We start from the raw sequence: 26,049 nt of genomic DNA on the forward strand, positions 1-26,049 counted from the left end.
TCATCCCGTTTTCTCCTTAAGTAATCCGTATCAGACGGTTAGGCGCGCTCTTCTTTATATTTGAAGGAGAAGAGGAAAATGACGGCGATGATGGCTGCGGCAACCGCAGGAATCCACCAGAACGTCGCCCAGATTTCGGGAGCGTTTAGCGTGCCGTTGTCGAAAAGACGGTTGTAAATCGCACCGGAAACCTGCGATCCCAATAGCATGCCGATCCCGTAGGTGAACAGAACCACCAGACTTTGTGCCTGACCTTTGATTTTTTCTCCGGCAATGCGGTCGGTGTAGATGAAGCCAATGACGAAGAAGAAGTCATAGCAGACACCGTGAAGCAGGATGCCGATATAGAGCAACCAGCGCGTTTCTTCATTCACGCCCATGGCGAAGAGGGCATAGCGTACGAACCACGCCAACATGCCGATGAACAGCATGTATTTCACGCCCAGCTTTCTAAACAGCAGCGGAATGATCAGCATGAAGACGATTTCGGACATCTGACCAAACGACATCGCGGTGCTGACGTCGCTGATACCCGCATTGCTCAGGAAAGACGCGGTGTAAGCATAATAGGTGCCCAGCGGGATGGAGATCAGCATGGCGCAGAGGGCAAATACCAGAAAATGGCCTTTCTTCAGCAGCGCGAACGCATCAGCACAGAACAGATCGCGTACTGCCAGCGGCAAGCCTTTTGCTGGCGCTGGGGTATGCGGCAGCGTCAGGCTGTAGGCCGCCAGAATGGCGGAGCACGCCGCAGCGACATAGAAAATATTGACGCTTGCGGAGATGCCTGCCGTCCCGATGCAGACTCCGGCAACGATCCAACCGATGGTGCCGAAGACCCGCACAACCGGAAAGCTTTTCTCACTGTTAGTCAGGTTATGGAACGCGATGTTGTTGGTTAATGCCAGCGTTGGCATGAAGCACAGCGTGTAGGCGAACAGCAGGATCAGTAGCTGCGAGCCGTCTTCGTTGATCAATGCGGTCGGTACAAACCACAGGATGACCGCGCCGATGAGGTGCAGCAGCGCCATGACTTTTTGCGATGGAAAGAAGCGGTCAACCACCATGCCCAGCACAAACGGAGAAAGGATCGAGGCGATCGGCCCAGCAGAGAAGGCATCGCCAATCATGGCGGCCAAATTATACTGTGTCATAACCAGGCCTAGTGTGACTGACCATGAGCCCCAGATGAAGAACTCTAAGAACATCATGAGCGACAGTCTAGGAACGACGAAGGCCGGCTGTAACGATTTGGTAGCTGTGTTTTCAGATGAAGAAACCATGCGGTATCCCTCTTAAAAGTAATCGATTACAATTTGTGTTTTAAGAATGTAATCGATTACTTTTAACTTAACCGCAGCTTTTAGCCATAAATGAGATCCTTATCACTAGAAAGTTATATAGCCATAGCGTAACGGGCTGTTTTCGCGCAATGATCGGGTATCTGCTTTGCTTGAGGGGAAAAGAAGAATGACGCACGTTGTTTTAGTGGGTGATGTGGGTGGCACCAATACGCGTTTGGCGCTGTGTGACGCCATGACGGGCGAACTGTCGCAAATCGAAACGTATTCTGGGTTGGATTTTCCTTCTCTGGAAGGGGCGATCCGCGATTATCTCGATTCTCGGCAGGCGACGGTGCAGGATGCCTGTATCGCGATTGCCTGTCCGATTACTGGTGACTGGGTGGCGATGACGAACCATACCTGGGCATTTTCCATCGCTGAAATGAAAACGAGTCTGGGTTTACGCCACTTTGAGGTCATCAACGATTTTACCGCGGTTTCCATGGCGGTTCCGGTGCTGGGGCGTGAAAGTTTGCTCCAGTTCGGTGGCGGGGAACCGGTGCCGGGTAAGCCCGTTGCCGTGTATGGTGCAGGTACTGGGTTAGGTGTTGCTCACCTGGTTCATGTCGCCAATCAATGGATTAGCTTGCCGGGTGAAGGCGGACATGTGGATTTCGCGGCCAATAGTGATGAAGAAGACAACATTCTCGCTATTCTGCGCCAATCATTAGGGCATGTTTCTGCGGAGCGTTTGCTGTCCGGGCAGGGGCTGGTCAATATTTATCGTGCCATCGTGCAGTCCGACGATCGCACGCCGGAGGTGCTGGAACCGAAGGATATTACCGAACGGGCGGTCAATAATACGGATGTGGATTGTCGCCGCGCGCTATCGCTCTTCTGCGTCATCATGGGGCGCTTCGGTGGTAATCTGGCGTTAAATTTAGGCACATTTGGCGGGGTTTATATTGCTGGCGGCATCGTACCGCGCTTTCTTGAGTTTTTTAAAGCTTCTGGTTTTCGCGCGGCTTTTGAAGACAAAGGGCGATTTAAACGCTATATGCAAGATATCCCTGTGTACCTGATTACCCATGAGCAGCCGGGGTTAATGGGAGCGGGAGCTTACCTGCGACAGGTACTGGGCAGCGCGCTATAAGTCAGTCTGGTCGTCGAACGCAATCAGGAAAGGCGATGCGCTTGCTTGCCTGATTGCGCCATTATTGGTTATGCCAGAATACGAGTACGGATAACCTCTGCGATGCTGGGCTCTTCATTGCTGCCAATGACCAGATCGGCTCGCGCTTTGATTTCATCGGCGCTGTTACCCATGGCAACGCCCAATCCAACGCCTTCCAGCATACTGATATCATTAAAATTATCGCCGAACGCCACGACATCTTTCATACTGATGCCCTGTTCGCCAAGCCATTGCTGGAGCAGCTTACCTTTACTGTTGCCGGTTTGAGCGATATCAACCTGATCCTGCCATGACCACTCGCATGCCAGCCCGAGTTGCTTTTCCACTTCTGCGGCGAAATGGTTCAGTGTAGGGATATCGGTATGCGTGGTCGCAAATTTCCAAATGGCCTGAGAGGCTTCCGTCTGGAGCAGCAGATTTTCCACCTGTGCGAAACGAGGGCGCTGCTGTTCCGGCAACGTGGAAGCCCACGCCAGCGTGCGAACCACATGCCCCGTAGAGTGTTGATAATACATATCGTCGTCAGCATACATCAGGCCATGAATATCAAATTCCTCTAGCAGGGTGATGACATTTTTTGCCTGTTCGACAGAGAGTGGGTTGGTATGTGATGCACGGCCCTGCTGGTAATCATAGACATACGTGCCGTTGCAGCAGATCGCAGGCGTATCCAACTGCAATCCCTGATAAAAAGGGTGGATTGCTGAGTGATGGCGTCCTGTAACGATCATCACTTGTATGCCTTGCTGACGGGCTAGCGCAAGTGCGCTAAGGGATTCGGGGAGGATTTTTTTCTGTTGATTCAGTAGCGTACCATCAAGATCAAGCGCAATTACTCGGTAGGTCATCGTTGTCTCGCAAATAAAAAGGTGGGTATCGAATGAGTCTTACGATAAAGGACGCGGCGAAAAATAGACAGACAACAATGGGATAAATGTGTCCCACGTTGTTTGGTGAGGAAGCGTCAGCGCTATGGGGGGAAATAAGGGTAAATGGACGTTTTGGCAATCTTTCTGTCTATTTTCTATGCTTTCAACGGGTTATCATCTATTTTTTAAGCAATTGACCACAACGTCGCTTTACAACACGCGGCGTACTGTTTATAGTGCGCGTCATTGCGGAGGAGTGGCCGAGTGGTTGAAGGCACCGGTCTTGAAAACCGGCGACGCGAAAGTGTTCTAGAGTTCGAATCTCTACTCCTCCGCCACTTTCAATATTTCCCCTGTGTATCTCCTTGTTATCCTTTTATCTTCTCTCGATGTTCTGCACTGTCACTTTTCACCACTCATTTATTAGCGCACCATCAGTGTCCATTCGCTAAATTAATCATTACTTAAATCAGTCATTATTTAAATCAATAGTAGCCTTGCGATGTCTCTGTAGAATAGAGTGATTGGTCATTTATGGTATACCGTGCGTCAGGTTGAGCCAGTTCGCTATTCTTTCGATGAACCTCTTTTGAGCCTTCCTGTGCCACCACATTCGCGTGAAAAATAAGGAGAATACGATGCAGCAAGTTGTTTATGTCGCCAGCCCGGAAAGCCAGCAGATTCATGTTTGGCAGCTCGGTGTTCAGGGAAGTCTGACATTATTGCAAACCGTTGAAGTCCCAGGGCAGGTTCAGCCGATGGTGATTGCGCCAAATAAGCGCCACCTGTATGTCGGGGTTCGTCCTGATTTCAGGGTTCTGAGCTATCGTATTGATGAACAGGGTAAATTGACGCAAGCGGGTGTCGCGTCTTTGCCGGGTAGCCCGACGCACCTGTCGACCGATAACGACGGGCGTTTCCTGTTCAGCGCGTCTTACAGCGGTGCCTGCGTGAGCGTTAGCCCGATTGGTGCTGATGGCATTGTTGGCGAGCCGATTCAGCAACTGGATGGATTGGAAGGGTGTCACTCTACCAATATCGATCCAACCAATTCCGTGGTATGGGCTCCGTGCCTGAAAGAAGACCGTATTCGCCTGTACGATCTAGGTGCGACGGGCGAATTGAGCGTACATCGTCAGGCTGAAATGACAACGGTAACGGGGGCGGGTCCACGCCATATGGCTTTCCACCCGAATCAGCGTTTTGCCTATTGCGTGAACGAACTGGACAGCTCAGTCGATGTGTATCAGTTGGATGCGGCCAGCGGCGATTTACAGAAAGTGCAAACGCTGGATGCGATGCCTGCTGGTTTCAGCGATACACGCTGGGCAGCGGATATTCACATCACGCCGAATGGCCGCTTCCTGTACATCAGCGATCGCACAGCCAGCCTGCTGAGCGTTTTCCAGGTGTCTGAAGATGGCAGCACGTTAACGCTGACCGGGCATCAGCCGACCGAAACGCAGCCGCGCGGTTTCAATATCGATCACACGGGTGAGTTCCTGATTTCAGCAGGGCAGAAGTCTCAGCATATTGAGGTCTATCACATCGATCAGCACACGGGCGATCTGCAACCGCTGGCGCGTTACGCCGTCGGCCAAGGACCAATGTGGGTGTCTGTGCTGGCACTGGATTGAGTTAGCGAAGCACAATAGTAAGCCCTGCATTGATCCGCAGGGCTTTTTTTCGATTAGCCTCGGTATTCGATAATCGACAAACCTGCGTTGTAGTCTGTGCTGTAGATGATGCCATTGGCATCAACAAACACATCGCAAGACTGAATAATCTGCGGTCTGCCGGGGCGTTTATCGACCATTCTGGCTGGCGCAGCAGGAACCAGTGCGCCAGTTTCTTTTGGCTGATACGGATTACTGATGTCGTAAGCCCGTACCCCCGCATTTTGATAAGTGGCGAAAATCAGTGACGAACTGATGAAGCTGCCAGGCCGGTTTTCATGCAGGTTATGCGGGCCAAAGTGCGCGCCCTTTTTCACATAATCTGCCTCTTTCGGCTGTGGAAAGGTGGAGATGCTCACTGGATTACTCGGTTCACGAATATCGAACACCCAAATCAATTTCTCGCCATCTTCCTGATTATCCAACACGGCTTCATCCAACACGACTAACAGATCTCGATCCGGCAGCGGTAGCGCCGTGTGTGTACCACCGCCAAACGGTGGACTCCAGTTACGGTGGCTGATGAGCTGCGGGTTGGTACGATCGCTTACGTCCAGCAGCGTCAAGCCGCCATCGCGCCAGCTTCCGTAAGCGGTGTCGCCGCTGATGATGGCGTGGTGCAGAGCATAACGTTTACCATCCGGCCAGCTTGCGGCCTCTCCGCCTGCGGTATGCATGCCGGGTAACCAGTAACGTCCGGCCACTTCCGGGCGCTGCGGATCGGCCAGATCGATAGTCAGAAAGATGTAGTCACTGTAGCCATCGAGCAGAGCGGAAACATAAGCCCAGCGCCCGCCCACGTACCAGATGCGGTGAATGCCGATGCCGTCTAGCGGCAAGAAGCTGATTTCACGTGGTTTATCTGGCGTAGAGATATCGAAAATTCGTAATCCAGCACTCCAGCTTTTTCCCTGTTGCCTGGTACTGACCGTATCGGCGACGGAACGGGTGTAGTAGACCTTTTCCTCGGCAAAGCTGGCGTCGGCAAATAAGTCGCGCGCGTTGACGACGAGTAGCAGGTCATCGTGGGTTTGCAGGTGAATATTCCAGGTGCCGGGCGGGGCAGCAATAAATCCCGCCGGCTTGGGATTCTTGGCATCGCGTACATCCACAATCGACACACCTTGTGAAACCATATGCCCGATGTAAGCGTAGCCGCGATGAACCATCACCTGCACGCCATCGGGTCTGCCGCCCTGATCGCTGTGTCCAATCAGTCGCATATTGCGACTGTAATCGGGGGTGGGCAGAGGAGTCGATGCCATGAATTATCTCCGTATTATTTCGCCTGTTTGGCTTCCAGTGTAGCAAACCACGGTGCGATAAAATCATCCGTGTGACCCCAACCTGGGATGATTTTCGCCAATCCAGCGACGTTGACCGCACCCGGTTGGCTGGCTAACAGCGCTTGTGGAATCGCAGCGGCACGGAACTCGTAGGTTGCAGGTGTCGGTTCACCAGCTATCTTATTAGCAACCAAACGCAGGTTCACTTTACCGATCAGTTTTGGATCGACGGCTACACTGACTTTCCACGGACTGCTCGCTTCGCGCATCAGCTGTAAATCCTGATTGGAGATGTCGATGCTATATAGCTTAATCTCAGTCCGGCCATTTTCTTTCAAGGCTTTATAAGCGCCTTGGCTGAAGGCATCCCACGAGCCCCAGATCGCATCGATTTTGCCTTTCGGGTATTTCGCCAGTACCGCACCGACTTTGTTGGCAGTGTCGCCCTGTACGTCAGAAGACACGGCACCAATCGATTCCAGTTCCTTGATGCCAGGGTTGGCTTTCAGGATCTGTTGATAAGCAAGCTGGCGGCGTTCCATCGGCGGGAAGCCAGCGACCCACAGTTTGATGATATTGGCGTTGCCGTTGAAATCCTTCACCAGTTGGCCGAGCGATTCGTTAGTGAGTGAAGCATCATCCTGCTGCGTAACGGTCACGCCTGGAATCTCGCCGTTCACGGCGGTATCAAACACGGAAACAGCAATGCCGCTGTCGACGATGCGCTTAATCAAATCGGTAGAGTAGGGATCGCGACCCTGCGACAGGATGATGCCATCATATTTCTGGCTAATCGCTTGATTCACGAAATCCTGGAAACGAGCATCGTCGCCGTTGCTCAGGAAGGTGCTGACCTTGAAGCCCAGTTTTTTGCCTTCTTCGAGTACGCCGGAAACAAACTGTGTGGTGTTGTCATCCGACCCCAGGTTGCGGATAACGGCGATGCGCACCGGACCATTATGATTGGCGATAGCGGCTGGAACGGGGGCAATGGTGGCGTTCTGATTAGCCAGTGCCGGTAATGCGGTCAGTAAGCTCAGTGCAAGCAAGGCAGGCGTAAATTTCTTCATTATCAGCTCCATGGCGTTTTATAAATTGATCTTGTAGTGATGACGGTGTGTCGTGTCGATGACAGTATTGTTATGTAGTTTGCATCACTACTTTATAGCTGTCTTTATGTCTGGATGTCTATTTAAAAATAATACTGCATCATAGCCACCGAGTGATAGCCGAGAAAGAGGGATAAGTTATGACGTTTGGATGTAAGTTATAACGATTTGTACTGACTGCGGATGAAAAGAAAAATGCCCGCGAGGCGGGCATTTGAGGAAAACAATGGAGTGAAAAGAGTGAATTATTTCTTCGTTTCTTTTTCTTCCATTTCACGCGCCCAGCGCGGGTGGTGCTTACTCGCCCAGCGTTTGGAGACTTTGCCTTCAATCATGCCTTTAATCGATCCTTTAACCCAGAATGCCATGTACATGTGGATCAGGATGGCATGGATCAGCACGATGGCCGCAGCCGCGTGAATCAGAATGGCATAGCGCACGACATCAATTGGGAACAGGTGGGCAAAATAAGGACGCCACATGATAACCCCGGTGATCAGCAGAACCAGCGTTAGCCCCATGATGCTCCAGAACATCATTTTCTGACCAGGGTTGTATTTACCCACTTGAGCGACTTCATGCTCATTGCCTTTTAACACCTCAACGATATTGAGGAACCACGGCAGATCGCGTTTCTTCGGAATGTTATGGCTAACAAAACGGAAGAACATCGGGATCAGGCAGATGACGATCAGCACGCCAAAAAATGGGTGCAGGATACGCCCCATTTGCGGCGTACCAAACGTCTGCGTCAGCCACTGTAGGGTCGGGAAGAACAAGGCAATACCAGAAAGCGCGACCAGGAAAAAGCTAATCACCACAATCCAGTGACAGATGCGATCGATAAACTTGGTACGCAAAATCATTTGTGGCTTACTCATGTTTGTCTCCCCCTTCTTTGTCTTCTCCCTCGTGTTCATGCTCCATTTCCTCTGTGTTCGGACCCACACCGATGTAGTGGAACATTAACCCGGCGAACGTGGCGACAAAGCCTAATGCAGAGAGCGGCTTCAGAATGCCTTTCCACAGATTGACCGGCGTAGAAATCTGCGGGTCATCCGGCAGATTGTGATAAAGCGATGGTCTGTCTGCGTGGTGCAGAACATACATTACATGCGTACCGCCTACGCCCTGTGGATCATAGAGGCCCGCGTGCTCGTAACCGCGGCTTTTCAGATCGGCAATGCGCTCTTCCGCTAGATGCTTCATCTCTTCTTTCGTACCGAAACGAATAGCACCGGTTGGACAGGTTTTCACACAGGCTGGCTCTTGACCAACGCTGACCCTGTCGACGCACAGCGTACATTTGTAGACGCGGTTATCTTCTTTATTCAGACGTGGAATATTGAACGGACAACCGGCGATGCAATAGCCACAACCGATACAATTTTCGGATTGAAAATCGACGATACCATTGGCGTACTGAATGACTGCGCCAGCGGAAGGACAGGCTTTCAGACAGCCAGGATCGCTACAGTGCATACAGCCATCTTTGCGGATCAGCCATTCCAGACGATCGTTCTCTTCCACTTCGGAAAAGCGCATCAGCGTCCAGGATTTGGCACTCAGATCCGCCGGGTTATCATAGACCCCAAGGTTATGACCGACCTCGTCACGAATGTCGTTCCACTCTGAACAAGCCACCTGACAGCCTTTGCAGCCGATACAGGTCGTGACATCGATCAGTTTTGCCACTTCGCTTTTGTCATTACGCACATGCGGAGGCGGTGTAAAGCCGTTGGTGGCCGAACGTTTGATAATATCTTGTGATTGCATTGACATAGTTGGCTACCCTTACACCTTCTCTACATTAACCAAAAACGCTTTGTATTCAGGCGTTTGTGAATTAGCGTCGCCGACGCTCGGGGTGAGTGTGTTAGCCAGGAACCCTTTGCGTGTGGTTCCCTCATAGCCCCAGTGGCAGGGAATACCAACGGTTTCCACGCTGCGTCCGGCAATTTCCAGCGTTTTGATACGCTTAGTGACCACCGCTTTGGCTTTAATGTAGCCACGCTGGCAGGAGACTTTGACTTCATCACCTGCTTTAATGCCTTTGCTTTTCGCCAGATTTTCACCGATTTCAACAAATTGTTCCGGCTGTACAATGGCGTTCAGACGTGCGTGTTTTGTCCAGTGGCGGAACAATTCGGTAATCGAATACGTCGTTGCCACGTAAGGGAAGTCCTTCGCGGTACCCATGGTTTTCGCATCGCGGGCAAACAAGCGCGCGACCGGGCTGGAAATCACCGACGGATGTAGCGGGTTAGTACCGATGGGCGATTCGATCGGTTCGTAGTGCTCAGGGAATGGCCCGTCTACCAGTTTGTCTACGGAGAACAGACGCGCCAGGCCTTCCGGCAGCATGATAAACGGCCCTGTGTCTTTACCCGGCGGTACGGTCGCAGCAAAGTCAGGCACATCAATGCCTTGCCATTTCTGACCGGTCCATTCCAGTAATTTACGTTTACTGTCCCACGGTTTACCTTGCAGGTCGGCGGAGGCGCGGTTGTAGAGAATGCGGCGGTTTTGCGGCCAGCACCATGACCAGTTTGGCGTGCAGCCCAGACCCGCGTCGGCATTGTCGCGTTTATCCATTTGGTTGCCAGCTTCCGTCCAGCTACCAGCGTAGATCCAGCAGAAGCTGGATGTGGTGCCGTCATCACGCAACTGTGAGAAGTCGGCGAGCTGCTGACCTTTTTTCAGGATCAGTTTGCCACTGTCGTCGTAAACATCGGCTAACGCCATCCCGTTGGCTTCGCGGGCAATCTCTTCCGGCGTCGGATCTTCCGGGTCTTTATAATTCCAGTTGATGTTCATCACTGGATCGGGATAAGTGCCGCCTTCTTCTCTATACAGCTCACGCAGACGCATCAGCAGCTTACCGAGAATTTTCCCGTCATGACGGGCTTCTCCTGGTGGCTCAGCCGCCGCCCAGTGCCATTGCAACCAGCGACCCGAGTTGGCGATAGACCCATTTTCTTCGGCAAAGCAGGACGATGGCAGACGGAAAACCTCTGTCTGAATGGACTTCGTATCCACGTCGTTGAACTCACCGTAGTTCTGCCAGAAAGTAGAGGTTTCAGTGATCAACGGATCGATGATGACCATATACTTGAGTTTGGAGAGCGCTTCGGTCGCTTTGTTCTTGTTGGAGAACGCGGCAACGGGGTTAAAGCCCTGAACGATGTAGCCATTCATTTTGCCTTCCACCATCAGCTCGGTTTGCACCATAACGTCGTAGCTGCGATCCCACTTCGGCAACCAGTCATAACCCCAGTTATTCGAAGCCTGTGCGTTATCACCGTAGAAACTCTTCATCATGCTGATAAAGAATTTTGGCGTGTTTTTCCAATAGTTAACCTGATCGGGCAGGGCCGCGGTTGGTGTTATTTGTCCCAGATAGGTTTGCAGGTCTGGCTGTTTTTCTGACGGCAGCGGCATATACCCCGGCAGATTTATCGTTAGCAGCCCGAGGTCGGTGTACCCTTGAATATTAGAGTGGCCGCGCAGGGCGTTGATACCACCACCCGCCATACCAATATTCCCCAGCAGAAGCTGAATCATGCCTGCGGTGCGGATGATTTGCGCACCGTTAGTGTGGTGCGTCCAGCCCAGCGCGTACATGAAGGTTGCGGTTTTATTGGGTACGCAGGTTTCGGCCAGCGTGCGGCAAATCTCTTCATAATCTTTGGCTGATGTCCCGCACAGAGACGTCACCATTTCCAGCGTATAGCGGGAAACGTGCTTTTTCAGCAAATTCCAGACACAGCGCGGGTGTGACAACGTGTTATCGCGTTTAGCGAAACCGGATTCATCAAGCTCATACTGCCAACTGGATTTGTCGTATTGACGTTTTTGTTCGTCGTAACCGCTGAATAGCCCTTCATCGAAGCTGAAATCATCGCGCACGATCAAACTGGCGTTGGTGTAAGACACCACGTATTCGTGATGAATTTTATTGTTCGTAATAAGGTAGTTAACGATGCCTAATAGAAATGCGGCGTCAGAACCTGCACGAATGGGGGCGTAGAGATCGGCTACGGCAGCAGAGCGGTTAAAGCGTGGGTCAACAACAATCAGTTTCGCATTGTTGTGCGTTTTCGCTTCAACGGCCCATTTAAAACCGACCGGGTGTGCCTCTGCTGGGTTACCGCCCATAACGATGATAACGTTGGCATTTTTGATATCAACCCAGTTGTTGGTCATTGCACCACGGCCAAATGTCGGTGCCAGTGCAGCAACGGTTGGCCCGTGACACAAACGAGCCTGACAGTCGATGGCAACCATGCCCAGCGCGCGGGCAAATTTCTGATCGAGAATACCGGTTTCGTTGCTGGCGGCAGAAGAGCACAGCATACCGGTCGTCAGCCAGCGGTTGACGGTTTCGCCTTTCGCGTTGGTGCGTTGGAAGTTAGCGTCTCGGTCCGCTTTCATCAGACGTGCGATACGCTCAATCGCGTCGTCCCAGCTAATGCGTTGCCATTTGTCGGAACCCGGCGCGCGGTATTCAGGGTAGAGCAGACGGTTTTCGCTATGGATGTAGTCGACCAGACCCGCACCTTTCGGGCAAAGGGAGCCACGGCTGACCGGATGGTCTGCATCACCTTCAATGTGAAAAACGGAGGGTTTTGCATTCTTTGCGCCATCACCCAGGCTATACATAAGCACACCGCAACCGACTGAGCAGTATGTACAGTTGTTACGTGTCTCTTTTGCCCGCAACAATTTGTATTGACGCACGGATGCCATTGCTTCTGTGGGTGTAAAGCCCAATACCGCGAGAGTGGTTCCAGCCATCCCCCCCGCGCAAACTTTAAAGAAACCTCTTCTATTGAGTTGCATTAGTTTCCCTGTGTAATTATGTGTCATTTTTGTTGCGAGCAATTTAACAACACACAAAATGTGGGCTTTGCGCAAAATCAAAATTTAAGTATTTAAATGCCCATTACACCTACAAAGAGGTATATTTTTTATTCGTTATATATTGTAATGCATAACGAATTTGTTATTTCATGGTTACAAACCATGCAAGGCAACGAGGCAATTGGAGGGCGATAAACGGGTATTTGTGGTGGAATTGTTGCAAAAAAAGCCGGATAAGAATCCGGCTTGATGTGGTGGTTATTTGACCTGCATACCAGGCTGAGCGCCGCTGTCTGGACTCAGTAGGAAGATATCTTTCCCGCCGGGACCGGCTGCCATCACCATACCTTCCGATATGCCGAAGCGCATTTTACGCGGAGCCAGATTGGCGACCATCACGGTCAAGCGGCCTTCCAGCTTAACCGGATCGGGATAAGCCTCACGAATGCCGGAGAAGACCTGACGCGTTTCGCCGCCCAGATCCAACGTAAGACGCAATAGCTTGTCAGAACCTTCAACAAGCTCAGCTTGCTTAATGAGTGCAATACGCATATCGACTTTGGCAAAATCGTCGAAGTTAATGGTGTCCTGCACCGGATTATCTGCCAACGGACCGGACACGGTTTTCTGCGCGGTGACCATGTCTTCTTTAGAGGCATCAACCATTGCGCTGACTTTATCCAGATCGATGCGATTAAACAGCGCTTTAAATGGATTGACCTGATGGCTCAGCAGCGGGGTGGCGATCGCATCCCAGCTCAGTTCCGTGTTCAAAAACGCTTCTGTTCGTTCTGCGAGAGAAGGCAGGACCGGCTTCAGATACGTCATCAATACGCGGAACAGGTTAATGCCCATTGAACAAATGGCCTGTAGGTCTGCATCCCGACCTTCCACTTTCGCCACCACCCACGGTGCTTGTTCGTCAACATAGCGGTTGGCGATATCCGCCAGTGCCATGATCTCACGAATAGCACGCCCAGATTCACGGCTGCTGTAGGCTTCCGCAATACTGGCTGCCGCGTCGGTGAAGGTTTTGTACAGATCGGGATCGGCCAGTTTGTCCGCCAGTTTGCCGTCAAAGCGTTTACTGATGAAACCCGCATTACGCGATGCCAGGTTCACGACTTTGTTCACGATGTCCGCGTTCACGCGCTGGACGAAATCTTCCAGATTGAGGTCGATGTCATCAATGCGAGAAGACAATTTTGCTGCGTAGTAATAGCGCAGGCAATCGGCATCCAAATGTTGCAGGTACGTGCCCGCTTTAATGAAGGTACCGCGTGATTTAGACATCTTGGCGCCGTTTACTGTGACATAGCCGTGTACGAACAGGTTCGTCGGCTTACGGAAACCGCTGCCTTCCAGCATCGCTGGCCAAAACAGGCTGTGGAAATAAACGATGTCTTTACCGATAAAGTGGTACAAATCCGCATCTGAGTCTTTTTTCCAGAAATCATCAAAACTCAGATCGCCACGTTTGTCGCACAGGTTCTTGAACGAGCCCATGTAGCCGATTGGCGCATCCAGCCAGACGTAAAAATATTTGCCCGGTGCATCAGGGATTTCAAAACCGAAATACGGCGCATCGCGGGTAATGTCCCACTGTTGCAGGCCCGAATCGAACCATTCTTGCATCTTGTTGGCAACCTGCTCTTGCAATGCGCCAGAACGTGTCCAGGCTTGCAGCATGTCGCTGAACGCAGGCAGATCGAAGAAGAAGTGTTCTGTTTCACGCATTTCTGGCGTGGCACCAGACACCACAGATTTTGGTTCGATCAGCTCTGTTGGGCTGTAGGTCGCACCACAGACTTCGCAGTTATCGCCGTATTGGTCGGCTGCCTTACATTTCGGGCAGGTGCCTTTGACGAAACGATCCGGCAGGAACATGCCTTTCTCTGGATCGTATAACTGAGAAATGGTGCGATTTTTAATAAAGCCGTTCTCTTTCAGCCGACCATAAATCAGACCTGACAGCTCGCGGTTCTCTTCGCTGTGCGTAGAGTGGTAGTTGTCATAGCTGATATTGAAACCGGCAAAGTCCTGCTGATGCTCCTGACTCATTGCCGCAATCATCTGTTCCGGCGCAATCCCCATCTGCTGTGCTTTCAGCATGATTGGCGTGCCGTGGGCGTCGTCCGCACAGATAAAGTGAACCTGGTTGCCGCGCATTCGCTGGTAACGAACCCAAATATCAGCCTGAACGTGTTCAAGCATATGACCGAGGTGGATTGAACCATTAGCGTAAGGCAGCGCGCACGTTACCAGAATTTTCTTTGCGACTTGAGTCATGAGGAACTTGCTTTCTTTTGTGAATAGAGGGAGATCGATGTTAACCGATAGCGCCTTACTGCGTAAACCGCTGGCGTGAGTAAAAACGACAGGAAACCACATGGCAGATTCTATTTTGCGTAGCGTTTCCACGTTTTTGATGCCGAAGGGCGTCAGGCTTCCCTCGCTCTGGTATGCTATACAGGTCTCAAGGGTCAAATATGAGAATTTCAAGGAGCCGGAATGAACGCTACAGTCCCCGAACAACGTCCTGAAGCATTGCGTGCGATGGTCACCGGGGTTTTATCTACTTTTCAGCACCCGACACTGAAAAATAATCTGACGACACTGAATGCACTACGTCATTGTGCGTTGCTAGATAATGTGTTGCATATCGAACTGACGATGCCGTTTGTCTGGCTCAGTGGTTTGGCAGTATTAAAAGAAACGGTTAGCGATGAGTTATTACGTTTATCAGGTGCAAAAGCGGTTGAATGGCGCTTAACGCACGATATCGCTACGCTTCGCCGAGTTAACGATCAGGCTGGCGTGAAGGGTGTAAAAAACATCATTGCCGTCAGTTCTGGGAAAGGCGGGGTGGGTAAATCCAGCACGGCGGTCAACATGGCGCTGGCATTGGCGGCTGAAGGCGCCAATGTGGGCATTCTGGATGCTGATATTTATGGACCTTCGATCCCTACCATGTTGGGTTCGGCCAGTGAACGTCCCACTTCGCCTGATGGTCAACACATGGCACCGATTATCGCTCACGGCCTGGCAACCAACTCGATTGGTTACCTGGTGACGGATGATAATGCGATGGTGTGGCGTGGGCCGATGGCGAGCAAAGCATTATTGCAACTGCTGCAAGATACGCTTTGGCCAGATCTGGACTATCTGGTGTTAGATATGCCGCCGGGTACGGGGGATATTCAACTGACGCTGGCGCAGAATATTCCTGTCACCGGCGCGGTCGTAGTGACGACGCCACAGGATATTGCGCTGATGGATGCCATGAAAGGTATTGCGATGTTTGAAAAAGTCAGCGTGCCGGTGCTGGGTATCGTTGAAAACATGAGCGTTCATATCTGTAGCAACTGTGGCCATCTGGAGCCAATCTTCGGTACAGGCGGTGCACAGAAGTTGGCGGAAAAATACCACTGTTCTCTGTTAGGTCAGCTTCCACTACATATCTCCCTGCGCGAAGACCTCGATCGCGGTGAACCGACGGTGGTCAGTCAGCCAGATAGCGAGTTTACTTCTTTGTACCGTGAGCTGGCAGGGCAGGTTGCCGCCCAGCTTTACTGGCAGGGTGATATTATTCCTGGAGAAATTTCTTTCCGGGCGCTGTAGCACTTCCGTTAGTGAGTATAAAAGCCGGGCTTTGCCCCGGCTTGATCCTGCGCCAGTCCCCAGTTTCCCTTGGGCGCAATATATGGAAAGGGTGGCGTGAAGGCAGCTAACTCCCTATAATTGCACGTCAAAGCGCCCGTTGGCGCATTCCCCTCTCTTTTATTTATGTTAATCAGGTCGTTAATACCATGACTGATCAGTCTCACCAGTGCGTCATCATCGGGATCTCTGGAGCATCAGCTTCGGGTAAAAGTCTTATTTCCAGCACCTTGTATCGTGAATTGCGCGATCAGGTTGGTGATCAGCATATCGGGGTGATATCTGAAGACAGCTATTATAAAGATCAAAGCCACCTGACCATGGAAGAGCGGGTAAAAACCAACTATGACCACCCGAGTTCGATGGATCACAGCCTGCTGATTAAGCATCTGCAAATGCTGAAAGCGGGTCAGGCAATTGAAGTCCCGCAGTACAGCTATGTCGAGCACACCCGCAAACAGGAAACGGTGCATATTGAGCTGAAAAAGGTCATTATCCTAGAAGGAATTTTGCTACTGACGGATGCGCGTCTGCGCGATGAGATGAATTTCTCTATTTTTGTCGATACGCCGCTGGATATCTGCCTGCTGCGCCGCATGCGCCGCGACGTGAATGAACGTGGCCGTTCAATGGACTCGGTGATGGAACAGTACCAAAAGACCGTGCGTCCGATGTTCCTGCAATTCATTGAGCCGTCCAAGCAGTATGCCGATATTATCGTACCGCGTGGCGGGAAAAACCGTATTGCGATTGATATCTTGAAAGCCAAGATAAGCCAGTTCTTTGAGTAGTGGATACCTTAACTAATTCACGTTGCACAGTTAATGCGCCGCAACGTGACGTTATGACGGGTATGGGTGAGGTTTATCCCGATATACCCGTGTCGAATGGAGAATAAGATGAGACTGTGTGACCGTGACATTGAAGCCTGGCTGGATGATGGCCGACTGGTGATTACGCCCCGTCCGCCAACTGAGAGGATCAGTGGCGCGACCGTTGATGTTCGTTTGGGAAATCAGTTTCGCGTCTTCCGCGGACACACCGCGGCTTTCATTGACTTAAGCGGTCCGAAAGATGAAGTCAGTGCGGCACTAGATCGCGTCATGAGTGATGAAATCAATTTGCCAGAAGGTGAGGCATTCTTCCTGCATCCAGGAGAATTAGCTCTGGCAGTAACGTTTGAGTCGGTCACGCTACCAGATAATTTGGTAGGCTGGTTGGATGGCCGTTCTTCGTTAGCCCGTCTGGGATTGATGGTTCACGTCACTGCACACCGTATTGATCCCGGTTGGCAAGGAAGAATTGTGCTGGAGTTCTATAATTCAGGTAAGTTGCCGCTGGCGTTACGTCCCGGCATGATGATTGGCGCTCTGAGTTTTGAACCCCTTTCCGGGCCGGCGGCTCGCCCGTACAACCGCCGTCAGGATGCCAAGTATAAAGATCAGCAGGGTGCGGTAGCGAGCCGGATCGATAAAGACTGAGCGTCTGGCGATAGGTCTGTAATATAAAAATCAGGCAGTCGCGCGTTTCGCAATGAGGATGGCATGAGAAGATTTCTGACGACGCTAGCAATTCTGCTTGTGGTGCTGGTGGCAGGAATGACGGCCTTGGTCGTACTGGTTAATCCCAATGACTTCCGCGCTTACATGGTGAAGCAGGTTGAGGAACGTAGCGGCTATCGTCTGCAACTTGATGGCGATCTGCGCTGGCACGTGTGGCCACAACTGAGTATTTTATCTGGCGGTATGTCATTAAGTGCGCCGGGTTCCAGTGCGCCAATTGTCAGCGCTGAAAATATGCGCCTTGATGTGCAGCTGTGGCCGCTGTTGTCGCATAAGCTTGCGGTCAAGCAGGTGATGTTGAAAGGGGCGATTATTCGCCTGACGCCAGAAAGTGAAGCCAGACAGGCCAACAATGCGCCAATTGCCCCTGCGGGATCGCAGACTCCATCTGAAGAACGACGCTGGCGTCTGGATATTAATAAGATAAAAGTCGCCGATAGTCTGTTAATTTTGCAACGCAGTAATAACGAACAGATTAATGTTCGCGATATTAATCTTGCAATGGAGCAGAACAGCGACCGCCAAGTTAACATCGAATTATCGAGCCGTATCAATCGCGATCAGCGCGATATCGCTTTCTCTCTCGCCGCAGATGTCGATCTGTTGCGTTTCCCCCAGCAGGTAAATGCCAATATAACCAAACTGGATTACCAGCTTCAGGGCGTTGGAATACCGACAAACGGTATCAGTGGGACAGGAAGTGTTCAGGCAAGTTATCAGCAACAGCCTGAAAAAATCACGTTTAGCCAGCTTGTACTCAATACCAATAATAGTCAGTTGTCGGGGGCGGGTAGTGTGACGCTAGGTGATATCCCCCATTACGAGCTGGATTTGTTGTCTGAGAAGCTGGATCTCGATTCTCTGCTGGGGATTGCGGCGGTAAAAGAAAATAACGCGTCTACAGTAGCGATTAAGCCACTAGCCCCTGTCATTTCAAATGAAGCTGAAGCGACCACGCCAGAAGATAGCTTACAGCGATTCACTGCACGTCTGTCGCTACAGGCTGCTTCGCTGATTTATCGTGGCCTTGATGTTCGCCAATTCACATTACGGGCAGAGAATCAGCCGGGATTACTCGATATTTCGACCTTAAGTGGCGAACTGGGCAGTGGGCATTTCTCATTGCCCGCTAAGGTTGTGACGAAATCATCAACCAATATCACGCTACGACCCGATCTCAAAGATATTGAACTGTCTCAACTGATGTCTGCGTTTGCGCTGCCTGCCGAGGCGATCAGTGGAAAATTGTCGATGACGGGACAATTCAGCGGTAATAGCGCTGCGCTGCCTGCTTTGCTCCAGCAGTGGCAAGGAACGGCGGCGCTGCAAGCCAATAATGTTCGCCTACAGGGCTTGAATATTCAGCAAATGGTGCAGATGGCTGTGGCGCGCAGTAACGGCAATGTGCGTGGGCAAGAGCGCTACGAGCGTTATACTGAACTGCAACAACTGACCGGAAAAGTACAATTGAATGCAGGTAAATTGCGTCTTACCGATCTCAATGGTCGCTCAGAGCTGCTGTCTCTAAGCGGTGTCGGCCAATTCGATTTGCCAGCTCAGACGTGTGACGTCAACGTGAATGTTTCTATCACGCAAGGGTGGCAAGGGGATGAGCAACTGGTCAGCGTGTTGAAAAATACGGCAATTCCGTTACGCGTCTATGGCGAGTGGGATAAATTGAACTACCAGTTGCAGGTAGAGCAGTTGCTGCGTAAACGTCTACAGGATGAACTGAAGAAACGCCTGAATGATTGGGCCAGCCAAAATCAGCAAAACCAGAAGGGCAAAGACTTGAAGCAACTGCTCGACCGTCTTTAATTTCCAGACATGCTGCGTTCTAGGCCGGTTTGCTGATTTCCGTCAGCAAATCCGGCGGCTTATCCTCAATGCTTTCCTTTCATTTGTCATACTTCCCCAGACAAACTTTGTGTTCGATGTCTCTTTTTTAACGCTGCATATTAATATTTTTCTCTTTTTTTATTTTCTAAAGCAGTAAACTCCGCCCCCTGTTTTCGGTGCGGTGCCATATTCCGCTGCCGGAGAATTTTGTCAGATAATTTATTACTCAGGTATCGAAACTCACTATGCTCGAACTTTTGATTGGTGTTGCTGTAACGATTCTGGTTGGTCGTTACATTATAAAAGGGTACTCCGCGACTGGCGTGTTGTTGGTGGGGGGGCTGTTACTCTTGGCAATCAGCGCCATGCTGGGGAAAAACGTATTGCCAGCCAGTGCGAAAGCGACGGGCTGGAGCGCAACGGATATTGTTGAATACGTAAAAATTTTGCTGATGAGCCGCGGTGGCGATCTCGGCATGATGATCATGGTGCTGTGTGGTTTTGCCGCCTATATGACGCATATCGGTGCCAATGATGTCGTCGTTAAGCTGGTTTCCCGCCCGCTGAAAATGATCAACTCGCCTTATTTGCTGATGATTGCGGCCTATTTTGTCGCCTGTCTTATGTCGCTAGCGGTGTCATCGGCCACTGGGCTGGGCGTGTTATTAATGGCAACGCTGTTTCCTGTCATGGTGAACGTTGGCATTAGCCGCGGCGCTGCGGCGGCAATCTGCGCTTCTCCCGTGGCGTTGATCCTGTCACCTACATCGGGCGACGTGGTGCTTGCCGCACAGGCATCGCAGATGAAATTAGTGGATTTTGCCTTTAAGGCTACGCTACCCATTTCCATCATTGCTATCGTGTGTATGGCTGTCGCGCATTTCTTCTGGCAGCGCTATCTGGACAACAAAGCGAACATTAGCCATGAAATTCTGGATGTCAGTGAAATCACGACCAATGCCCCGCGTTTTTACGCCATTCTGCCGTTTACGCCGATCGCGGGTGTACTGATATTTGATGGTAAATGGGGGCCGGAGCTTCACATTATTACCGTGTTGGTTATCTGCATGGTGTTGGCCGCGATACTGGAATTTGTTCGCTCGTTCAATGCGCAGAAAGTGTTTGATGGGCTGGATGTAGCCTATCGTGGCATGGCTGATGCCTTCTCTAGTGTTGTCATCCTGCTGGTCGCGGCTGGGGTATTTGCTCAGGGGCTTGGCACGATAGGCTTTATCAGCGGACTGATTGGTCTTGCGCAGTCATTTGGCAGCGGTGGGTTGGTGATTATGCTAGTGTTGGTGGCAATCACGATGCTGGCTGCGATGACGACAGGGTCTGGCAATGCGCCGTTTTATGCGTTTGTTGAGTTGATTCCTAAGCTGGCGTCGCAAATGGGCATCAACCCTGCCTACCTGGCCATTCCGATGCTTCAGGCTTCCAATTTGGGCCGTACTATTTCTCCAGTATCCGGGGTAGTGGTTGCGGTCGCCGGGATGGCGAAAATATCGCCGTTTGAGGTAGTAAAGCGCACATCGGTTCCCGTGCTGGTTGGGCTGATCGTGGTGGTGGTCGCCACAGAGATAATGATCCCTACCTGATTATATATACCCACAACCCTTACCATTCTGGAAGGCGTTGTGGGTACGGATAGGGTGTAGGTTGTGTGATAACGCTGTTATCACACTTCAAAATCAGTCTGTGGTTCGTTGTTTGGTGTAATGCGAACTTCCACAATACGGTGGCTTTCTACCGCCAAAATAGTGAACTGATAACCATCGATTGATAGCGTATCGCCCACCTGTGGAATTCGCTGCGCGTGCTCCATCAACAGGCCTGCCAACGTGTAGTACTCACGTTTTTCGTCCAGCGTCAGCGGAACATACATCGTCAGGTCTTCCAGCGGAATATAGCCATTTACGGTCCAACTGCCATCATCATTCTGTTGAATGCTGTGGCGAGCATCGCGCTCTTCTCCTTCGCGCGGTAAGTTGCCCGCGATGGTTTCCATCACATCACTTAATGTGACAATCCCTTCCATTGAACCAAACTCATCAACGACAAACGCAAAATGTGTTCTTCCTTCTCTAAACTGCTCCAGCGCTTGTAAAAGCGAGAGTTGCTCCGGAAAAACCAGCGGCTGGCGGATCAGAATACGTAGGTTGAATGGCTCGCGGTTTAGCTGCTGCTGGAGTAAGTCGGCAACATTTATGATGCCCAGTGGTTCATCAGAGGTATTGCTGTCGGTTACCACGAGTCGGGAATGCTGGTTGCTTGTTAATAGCTTGGCGAGCACATCCTGCGTAATATTCAGCTCAACTGACTCGATATCATGCCGCGACGTCATAATACTGCTAATGGTTCGCTGGGCCAGCCCCAATACCCGTTTTATCATTCTGCGTTCTTGAATATTGAACACCTCCCGGCCTGCCCGAGTGTTGTCTGCAATCATCGACGAGGTCTGATTGTCCAGCTCGGCTTCTTCATGATTGCCGCGCAAAATACGCAAAACAACCTCTGCGGTGCGTTGGCGTAGCGGAACAGAAGAAGAAAGAAAGCGTCGGCGGTTAAACAGGGAAACTTGATTCAACATCTCAATCAATACCGAGAAACCTATCGCAGCGTAGAGATAGCCTTTGGGGATGTGGTAACCAAACGCGTCCGCCACCAGACTGAAACCAATCATCAATAGGAAGCTAAGACATAGGATAACGATGGTTGGATGTTCAGCGACAAAACGGGTCAGCGGTTTACTGGCTAGCAACATCAGGAAGATGGCAATCGTCACGGCGGACATCATGACCAGCAGATGGTCGGTCATGCCAACAGCGGTAATCACGGAATCCAGCGAGAATATGGCATCCAGTACGACGATCTGGGCAACTACTGGCCAGAAACGCGCACCTTTGCGCTGAGCCTGTTGCTCCTCATCTTTTCCTTCTAGTCGCTCATTAAGCTCCATGGTGGCTTTAAAAAGTAGAAATAACCCGCCAACCAGCATGATGACATCTCGAGCGCTGAATGTGTGCTCAAGGAGCGTGAAGAGAGGGGTAGTCAACGATACCAGCCAGGAAATGGACGTCAGCAGGCCCAGTCGCATAATCAAGGCAAGTAACAGGCCGACGACTCTCGCTTTATCACGTTGCTCTTTTGGGAGTTTCTCAGCCAGAATGGCGATGAAGATAAGATTATCAATGCCCAGAACCAATTCCAGGACAACCAGTGTAGCCAACCCGGCCCATATTGTTGGATCAGCGATCCACTCCATAGCTATTTTTTCACCTTTAAATGAAGATAACCTTGATAGCGTATCAGGGCGTGCGCAGATGAACCAGAATTTGCGAGGATATTCTTTATAACAAGCGTTCTCATGGACAAATACCGATCAGAGAGATGACGCTGATAAGCGTTGTCATTTTTTTGACATAGAAAGGTGAGTAGCTTATTGGTAGATTTTGGGTGAAAAATCGACAATAAGTAAAATTTTAAGAATGATACGTAAGGTATCGCACGTTACTATTTGATAATACGTGCATACAACGCATAGAATAATGCGCAGATTTAGCAGGATTTTTGCGACAGGGATGCGCGTAGTCTTATTCTGAAAAGCTCCTTTCAAGCCATCTTGCCCTTGTGCTCTTGATGTCGCCGCCAATATTATGGGCGAGATTTAGTTTTTTTTATTTAGCTAAAATCATATAAAAAATATATTGGCTGATCGTTTTTTGTTATAAAAATCAATTGATTAACAAATAAATTAAAATATTTAGATGCAAACAGATGGTTTACGGGTCCAGGGTGTAGCCATTGGATGGTGTTCCGTACGTTGTTTGACAGCGCATTGGTAGCTACGAGCCAAGGGCGGTAGCGTGTCTGATGCAAAACATTCACATAACGGGTTGGTGATGGTGCAAAAATGCAAGAATTTATGGTGGTCTTCCTGAGTGCTTTCATTGCGTTGTTCTTAGCAAGAAAAGTAGCAATAAAAGTTGGGCTGGTAGATAAACCGAATGAGCGCAAGAGACATCGTGGTCATATTCCACTGGTTGGTGGTGTTTCTATTTATATGGCCCTATGGGTCATATATGCCTTTGATTTTGCATGGATTCCTGATTTCTCTCTCTATATGATTTGCGCCACGGTATTGTTGGTAGTGGGAATATTGGACGATCGCTACGATCTTCCGGTTCTTCCCCGCGTTGGTCTACAAGCGCTCGTTGCAGGTTTGATGATGTACGCCGGAGTCTATCTTGTATCCTTAGGCAAGGTGATGTTCGGGTACGAGTTATTCTTAGGTATTTTTGGTTATACGGTCACGTTATTTGCGGTGTGGGGGGCGATTAATGCCTTCAATATGGTTGACGGCATCGATGGCCTACTGGGCGCACTTTCCTGTGTAACATTTGGTGCGTTGGCTGTGGTTTTTTATCTTGATGGACGGCACGAACTTGCTCGGTGGAGTTTGTGCTTGCTGGCTGCGACGTTACCTTACATTTTGTTGAATCTGGGTGTGCCGTGGGGTAAGAAATTTAAAGTCTTTATGGGTGATGCGGGTAGTACGCTTATTGGTTTTACCGTTATCTGGTTGTTGATTTTGGCTACGCAAGGTGATGATGCAGTGATTCGTCCGGTGACGGCGCTGTGGTTTATCGCTATTCCGTTAATGGATATGGTGACGATTATGGTGCGTCGAATTCGCAGAGGCGATAGCCCGTTCAAGCCCGACCGCGAGCACCTACACCATATCCTGATGCGTGCAGGTTTGACACCTAGGCAGTCTTTATTGGCAATTGTTGTTGTAGCAATGGTTTTGGCTGCAATTGGTATTATTTGTGAATTAAGTGGTATAACCGAATCTGTTATGCTGAGCGCGTTCTTGGTTGTTTTTGTCGGTTATTTTTGGGCAATAACGCGAGTATGGCGTCTGCTGACCTGGATAAGGCGTGCCAGTCATGGGGCGGTTGTTGTTGCAGATAAGATGGAGCAACGACGCTAACAGATAAATTAACGGCTGTTTGCGCTTTAGACTGTAGGTTTGCTTAACGAAATGTCCTCTATAATTATTTGATATTTTGTAGGGATTTGCGCGATTTTTAATCAAAAGTGATGGCATGAACAGGATGATAAAGCATAAATTGAAATTGATACCAATGGTGGTGTCACTCGCTTTGTTGAGCGGCTGTACCTTAATCCCCGGTAGCCATCTTTCTACGAGTGGCAAAGCGGTTATCAAGCAGCAAGACGCTGATTTTAATATTGATAAATTAGTGAATGTTTATCCACTCACACCATATTTAGTGGATAAAATGCGGGCGAAGCCGCTGATTGCGCAAACTAACCCTGCGCTAGAACGTGAACTCCAACAGTATGAGTACCGTATTGGTATTGGCGATGTCATCATGGTTACCGTATGGGATCATCCTGAATTGACTACCCCAGCGGGTACATACCGTACTGCTGCGGATACGGGCAACTGGGTACACTCCGACGGTACAATCTTCTATCCGTATATTGGCAAGGTGAAGGTTGCTGGTAAAACGGTAATGGAGATTCGTGAAGATATCACATCACGTCTGGCAACTTATATCGAATCCCCACAGGTCGATGTTAGTATTGCCGCTTTCCGTTCTCAAAAGACGTATGTAACTGGTGAAGTTAAAACTTCTGGTGAACAGCCCATTACCAATGTGCCACTAACCATCCTGGATGCAATCAATAAAGCGGGTGGGTTAAGCGAGAATGCTGATTGGCGTAACATTGTGCTGACGCATAACGGCCAGGAAAAACGTATCTCTCTTCAAGCGCTGATGCAAAACGGCGATCTTTCTCAAAACACTCTACTATACCCTGGCGACATCCTTTATATTCCCCGCAATGACGATTTGAAAGTCTTCGTTATGGGTGAAGTCAAGAAGCAAAGTACGCTCAAAATGGATCGCAGTGGCATGACCCTGACAGAGGCTTTGGGTAATGCAGAAGGCATTGATCAGACATTTTCTGATGCCACTGGGATTTTTGTGATCCGGTCATTACGAGGAACACAAGGGCCTAAACTAGCTGACGTCTACCAACTTAATGCGAAAGATGCTACGGCCATGGTAATGGGGACGGAATTCCAGTTACAACCTTATGATATTGTCTATGTAACGACGGCACCAATCGTTCGCTGGAACCGTGTCATCAGTCAGCTTGTACCTACTATTTCTGGGTTCAATGAGTTGACCGAGGGCTCGCTGCGCGTTCGTACTTGGCCGTAGAGATAACTATGTTTGATTCAATACTTGTCGTTTGTGTTGGTAATATTTGCCGTTCCCCTACGGGGGAGCGGTTGTTGAAACAGGCTTTGCCGACGAAAAGAATCGCTTCTGCTGGATTAGGCGCATTGGTAGGGAAGCCCGCCGATGCAATGGCAACCGAGGTAGCAAATCATCATAACCTTTCTCTCGAAGGGCATGAAGCGCAGCAATTGACCTCCGCCTTATGCCGCCAGTACGACCTGATTCTAGTTATGGAGAAAGGACATATTGATGGAGTGGGGCGTATCGCACCAGAGGTGCGAGGTAAAACTATGCTCTTTGGCCACTGGCTGAGCCAACAAGAAATTGCCGATCCTTACCGAAAGAGTCGCGAAGCATTTGAATTCGTTTACTTGCAACTTGAGCAATCCGCCCAAAAATGGGTGCAGGCATTAAGCCGTTAACAAGTCAGGG

At 50.3% G+C, this 26,049-nt stretch carries 19 protein-coding genes and 1 tRNA gene; 11 read left to right on the forward strand and 9 right to left on the reverse strand.

Annotation, left to right across the window (positions count from 1 at the left end; all coding sequences use genetic code 11):
* Nucleotides 1–38 precede the first annotated feature (38 nt).
* Nucleotides 39–1,283: an MFS transporter gene (locus E2566_RS07005; protein ID WP_107169857.1), complete on the reverse strand. Its 1,245-nt coding sequence runs from the start codon at nt 1,281–1,283 to the stop codon at nt 39–41.
* A gap of 187 nt (nt 1,284–1,470) precedes the next feature.
* On the opposite strand from E2566_RS07005, the gene glk reads away from it, so the two are divergent.
* Nucleotides 1,471–2,436 (forward strand): glucokinase, encoded by a 966-nt coding sequence (gene glk / locus E2566_RS07010; protein WP_107169858.1) that lies wholly within the window; start codon nt 1,471–1,473, stop codon nt 2,434–2,436.
* 68 nt (nt 2,437–2,504) lie between these two features.
* Here glk and E2566_RS07015 read toward each other — a convergent pair whose 3' ends face one another.
* The gene (locus E2566_RS07015; RefSeq protein ID WP_107169859.1) at nt 2,505–3,326 is read right to left on the reverse strand and encodes a pyridoxal phosphatase; all 822 of its coding nucleotides are present in this window, start codon (nt 3,324–3,326) and stop codon (nt 2,505–2,507) included.
* A 271-nt stretch (nt 3,327–3,597) separates the two neighbouring features.
* Between E2566_RS07015 and E2566_RS07020 the strand changes: the two genes are divergently transcribed.
* A tRNA-Ser gene (locus tag E2566_RS07020) sits at nt 3,598–3,685 on the forward strand.
* A gap of 300 nt (nt 3,686–3,985) precedes the next feature.
* Nucleotides 3,986–4,984, forward strand: coding sequence for a 6-phosphogluconolactonase (gene pgl / locus E2566_RS07025; RefSeq protein WP_107169860.1), 999 nt, complete (start codon nt 3,986–3,988; stop codon nt 4,982–4,984).
* A 53-nt stretch (nt 4,985–5,037) separates the two neighbouring features.
* Here pgl and E2566_RS07030 read toward each other — a convergent pair whose 3' ends face one another.
* The 6 genes from E2566_RS07030 to metG form a co-directional block, all read right to left on the reverse strand.
* Nucleotides 5,038–6,288: an LVIVD repeat-containing protein gene (locus E2566_RS07030; protein ID WP_107169861.1), complete on the reverse strand. Its 1,251-nt coding sequence runs from the start codon at nt 6,286–6,288 to the stop codon at nt 5,038–5,040.
* Between the two features lie 14 nt (nt 6,289–6,302).
* Nucleotides 6,303–7,379, reverse strand: a complete 1,077-nt coding sequence (locus tag E2566_RS07035) for a sugar ABC transporter substrate-binding protein (protein WP_107169862.1) — start codon at nt 7,377–7,379, stop codon at nt 6,303–6,305.
* 284 nt (nt 7,380–7,663) lie between these two features.
* Nucleotides 7,664–8,299, reverse strand: coding sequence for a formate dehydrogenase-N subunit gamma (gene fdnI, locus E2566_RS07040; RefSeq protein ID WP_107169863.1), 636 nt, complete (start codon nt 8,297–8,299; stop codon nt 7,664–7,666).
* A complete protein-coding gene (fdxH, locus tag E2566_RS07045; RefSeq protein ID WP_014700652.1) occupies nt 8,292–9,200 on the reverse strand; it encodes a formate dehydrogenase subunit beta in 909 nt (302 codons plus the stop codon). The genes fdnI and fdxH overlap by 8 nt, the downstream gene beginning before the upstream one ends.
* Before the next feature lie 12 nt (nt 9,201–9,212).
* Nucleotides 9,213–12,260 (reverse strand): formate dehydrogenase-N subunit alpha, encoded by a 3,048-nt coding sequence (gene fdnG, locus E2566_RS07050; RefSeq protein ID WP_107169864.1) that lies wholly within the window; start codon nt 12,258–12,260, stop codon nt 9,213–9,215.
* Nucleotides 12,261–12,539: 279 nt separating this feature from the next.
* Nucleotides 12,540–14,570 (reverse strand): methionine--tRNA ligase, encoded by a 2,031-nt coding sequence (gene metG / locus E2566_RS07055; protein WP_107169946.1) that lies wholly within the window; start codon nt 14,568–14,570, stop codon nt 12,540–12,542.
* Between the two features lie 222 nt (nt 14,571–14,792).
* Between metG and apbC the strand changes: the two genes are divergently transcribed.
* From apbC to dcuC, 5 genes are all read left to right on the forward strand, one after another.
* Nucleotides 14,793–15,902, forward strand: coding sequence for an iron-sulfur cluster carrier protein ApbC (apbC, locus tag E2566_RS07060; RefSeq protein ID WP_107169865.1), 1,110 nt, complete (start codon nt 14,793–14,795; stop codon nt 15,900–15,902).
* A gap of 188 nt (nt 15,903–16,090) precedes the next feature.
* Nucleotides 16,091–16,732 (forward strand): uridine kinase, encoded by a 642-nt coding sequence (gene udk / locus E2566_RS07065; RefSeq protein WP_005974035.1) that lies wholly within the window; start codon nt 16,091–16,093, stop codon nt 16,730–16,732.
* 108 nt (nt 16,733–16,840) lie between these two features.
* Nucleotides 16,841–17,422: a dCTP deaminase gene (dcd, locus tag E2566_RS07070; RefSeq protein WP_005974037.1), complete on the forward strand. Its 582-nt coding sequence runs from the start codon at nt 16,841–16,843 to the stop codon at nt 17,420–17,422.
* A gap of 63 nt (nt 17,423–17,485) precedes the next feature.
* Nucleotides 17,486–19,321 (forward strand): outer membrane assembly protein AsmA, encoded by a 1,836-nt coding sequence (gene asmA / locus E2566_RS07075; protein ID WP_107169866.1) that lies wholly within the window; start codon nt 17,486–17,488, stop codon nt 19,319–19,321.
* 266 nt (nt 19,322–19,587) lie between these two features.
* Nucleotides 19,588–20,940 (forward strand): anaerobic C4-dicarboxylate transporter DcuC, encoded by a 1,353-nt coding sequence (gene dcuC / locus E2566_RS07080; protein ID WP_107169867.1) that lies wholly within the window; start codon nt 19,588–19,590, stop codon nt 20,938–20,940.
* Between the two features lie 80 nt (nt 20,941–21,020).
* On the opposite strand, the gene E2566_RS07085 is transcribed toward dcuC, so the two are convergent.
* Nucleotides 21,021–22,607 (reverse strand): TerC family protein, encoded by a 1,587-nt coding sequence (locus tag E2566_RS07085; RefSeq protein ID WP_107169868.1) that lies wholly within the window; start codon nt 22,605–22,607, stop codon nt 21,021–21,023.
* A gap of 648 nt (nt 22,608–23,255) precedes the next feature.
* On the opposite strand from E2566_RS07085, the gene wecA reads away from it, so the two are divergent.
* The 3 genes from wecA (at nt 23,256) to E2566_RS07100 (ending at nt 26,039) form a co-directional block, all read left to right on the forward strand.
* On the forward strand, nt 23,256–24,335 hold the full coding sequence (wecA, locus tag E2566_RS07090; RefSeq protein WP_107169869.1) for a UDP-N-acetylglucosamine--undecaprenyl-phosphate N-acetylglucosaminephosphotransferase: 1,080 nt from the start codon (nt 23,256–23,258) through the stop codon (nt 24,333–24,335).
* A 124-nt stretch (nt 24,336–24,459) separates the two neighbouring features.
* Entirely contained in the window at nt 24,460–25,596 is a 1,137-nt protein-coding gene (locus E2566_RS07095) for a polysaccharide export protein (RefSeq protein ID WP_107169870.1), read from the forward strand.
* A gap of 8 nt (nt 25,597–25,604) precedes the next feature.
* Complete coding sequence (locus E2566_RS07100; RefSeq protein ID WP_107169871.1) at nt 25,605–26,039, forward strand: arsenate reductase/protein-tyrosine-phosphatase family protein; 435 nt, start codon at nt 25,605–25,607, stop codon at nt 26,037–26,039.
* Nucleotides 26,040–26,049: the final 10 nt, after the last annotated feature.

The organism is Pectobacterium punjabense, assembly GCF_012427845.1.
GTDB classification, from domain to species: domain Bacteria; phylum Pseudomonadota; class Gammaproteobacteria; order Enterobacterales; family Enterobacteriaceae; genus Pectobacterium; species Pectobacterium punjabense.

Coding starts and splice junctions, on each gene's coding strand:
- E2566_RS07005 (WP_107169857.1), bottom strand. CDS start 1,283: ATGGTTTCTTCATCTGAAAACACAGCTACCAAATCGTTACAGCCGGCC.
- glk (WP_107169858.1), top strand. CDS start 1,471: ATGACGCACGTTGTTTTAGTGGGTGATGTGGGTGGCACCAATACGCGT.
- E2566_RS07015 (WP_107169859.1), bottom strand. CDS start 3,326: ATGACCTACCGAGTAATTGCGCTTGATCTTGATGGTACGCTACTGAAT.
- pgl (WP_107169860.1), top strand. CDS start 3,986: ATGCAGCAAGTTGTTTATGTCGCCAGCCCGGAAAGCCAGCAGATTCAT.
- E2566_RS07030 (WP_107169861.1), bottom strand. CDS start 6,288: ATGGCATCGACTCCTCTGCCCACCCCCGATTACAGTCGCAATATGCGA.
- E2566_RS07035 (WP_107169862.1), bottom strand. CDS start 7,379: ATGAAGAAATTTACGCCTGCCTTGCTTGCACTGAGCTTACTGACCGCA.
- fdnI (WP_107169863.1), bottom strand. CDS start 8,299: ATGAGTAAGCCACAAATGATTTTGCGTACCAAGTTTATCGATCGCATC.
- fdxH (WP_014700652.1), bottom strand. CDS start 9,200: ATGTCAATGCAATCACAAGATATTATCAAACGTTCGGCCACCAACGGC.
- fdnG (WP_107169864.1), bottom strand. CDS start 12,260: ATGCAACTCAATAGAAGAGGTTTCTTTAAAGTTTGCGCGGGGGGGATG.
- metG (WP_107169946.1), bottom strand. CDS start 14,570: ATGACTCAAGTCGCAAAGAAAATTCTGGTAACGTGCGCGCTGCCTTAC.
- apbC (WP_107169865.1), top strand. CDS start 14,793: ATGAACGCTACAGTCCCCGAACAACGTCCTGAAGCATTGCGTGCGATG.
- udk (WP_005974035.1), top strand. CDS start 16,091: ATGACTGATCAGTCTCACCAGTGCGTCATCATCGGGATCTCTGGAGCA.
- dcd (WP_005974037.1), top strand. CDS start 16,841: ATGAGACTGTGTGACCGTGACATTGAAGCCTGGCTGGATGATGGCCGA.
- asmA (WP_107169866.1), top strand. CDS start 17,486: ATGAGAAGATTTCTGACGACGCTAGCAATTCTGCTTGTGGTGCTGGTG.
- dcuC (WP_107169867.1), top strand. CDS start 19,588: ATGCTCGAACTTTTGATTGGTGTTGCTGTAACGATTCTGGTTGGTCGT.
- E2566_RS07085 (WP_107169868.1), bottom strand. CDS start 22,607: ATGGAGTGGATCGCTGATCCAACAATATGGGCCGGGTTGGCTACACTG.
- wecA (WP_107169869.1), top strand. CDS start 23,256: ATGCAAGAATTTATGGTGGTCTTCCTGAGTGCTTTCATTGCGTTGTTC.
- E2566_RS07095 (WP_107169870.1), top strand. CDS start 24,460: ATGATAAAGCATAAATTGAAATTGATACCAATGGTGGTGTCACTCGCT.
- E2566_RS07100 (WP_107169871.1), top strand. CDS start 25,605: ATGTTTGATTCAATACTTGTCGTTTGTGTTGGTAATATTTGCCGTTCC.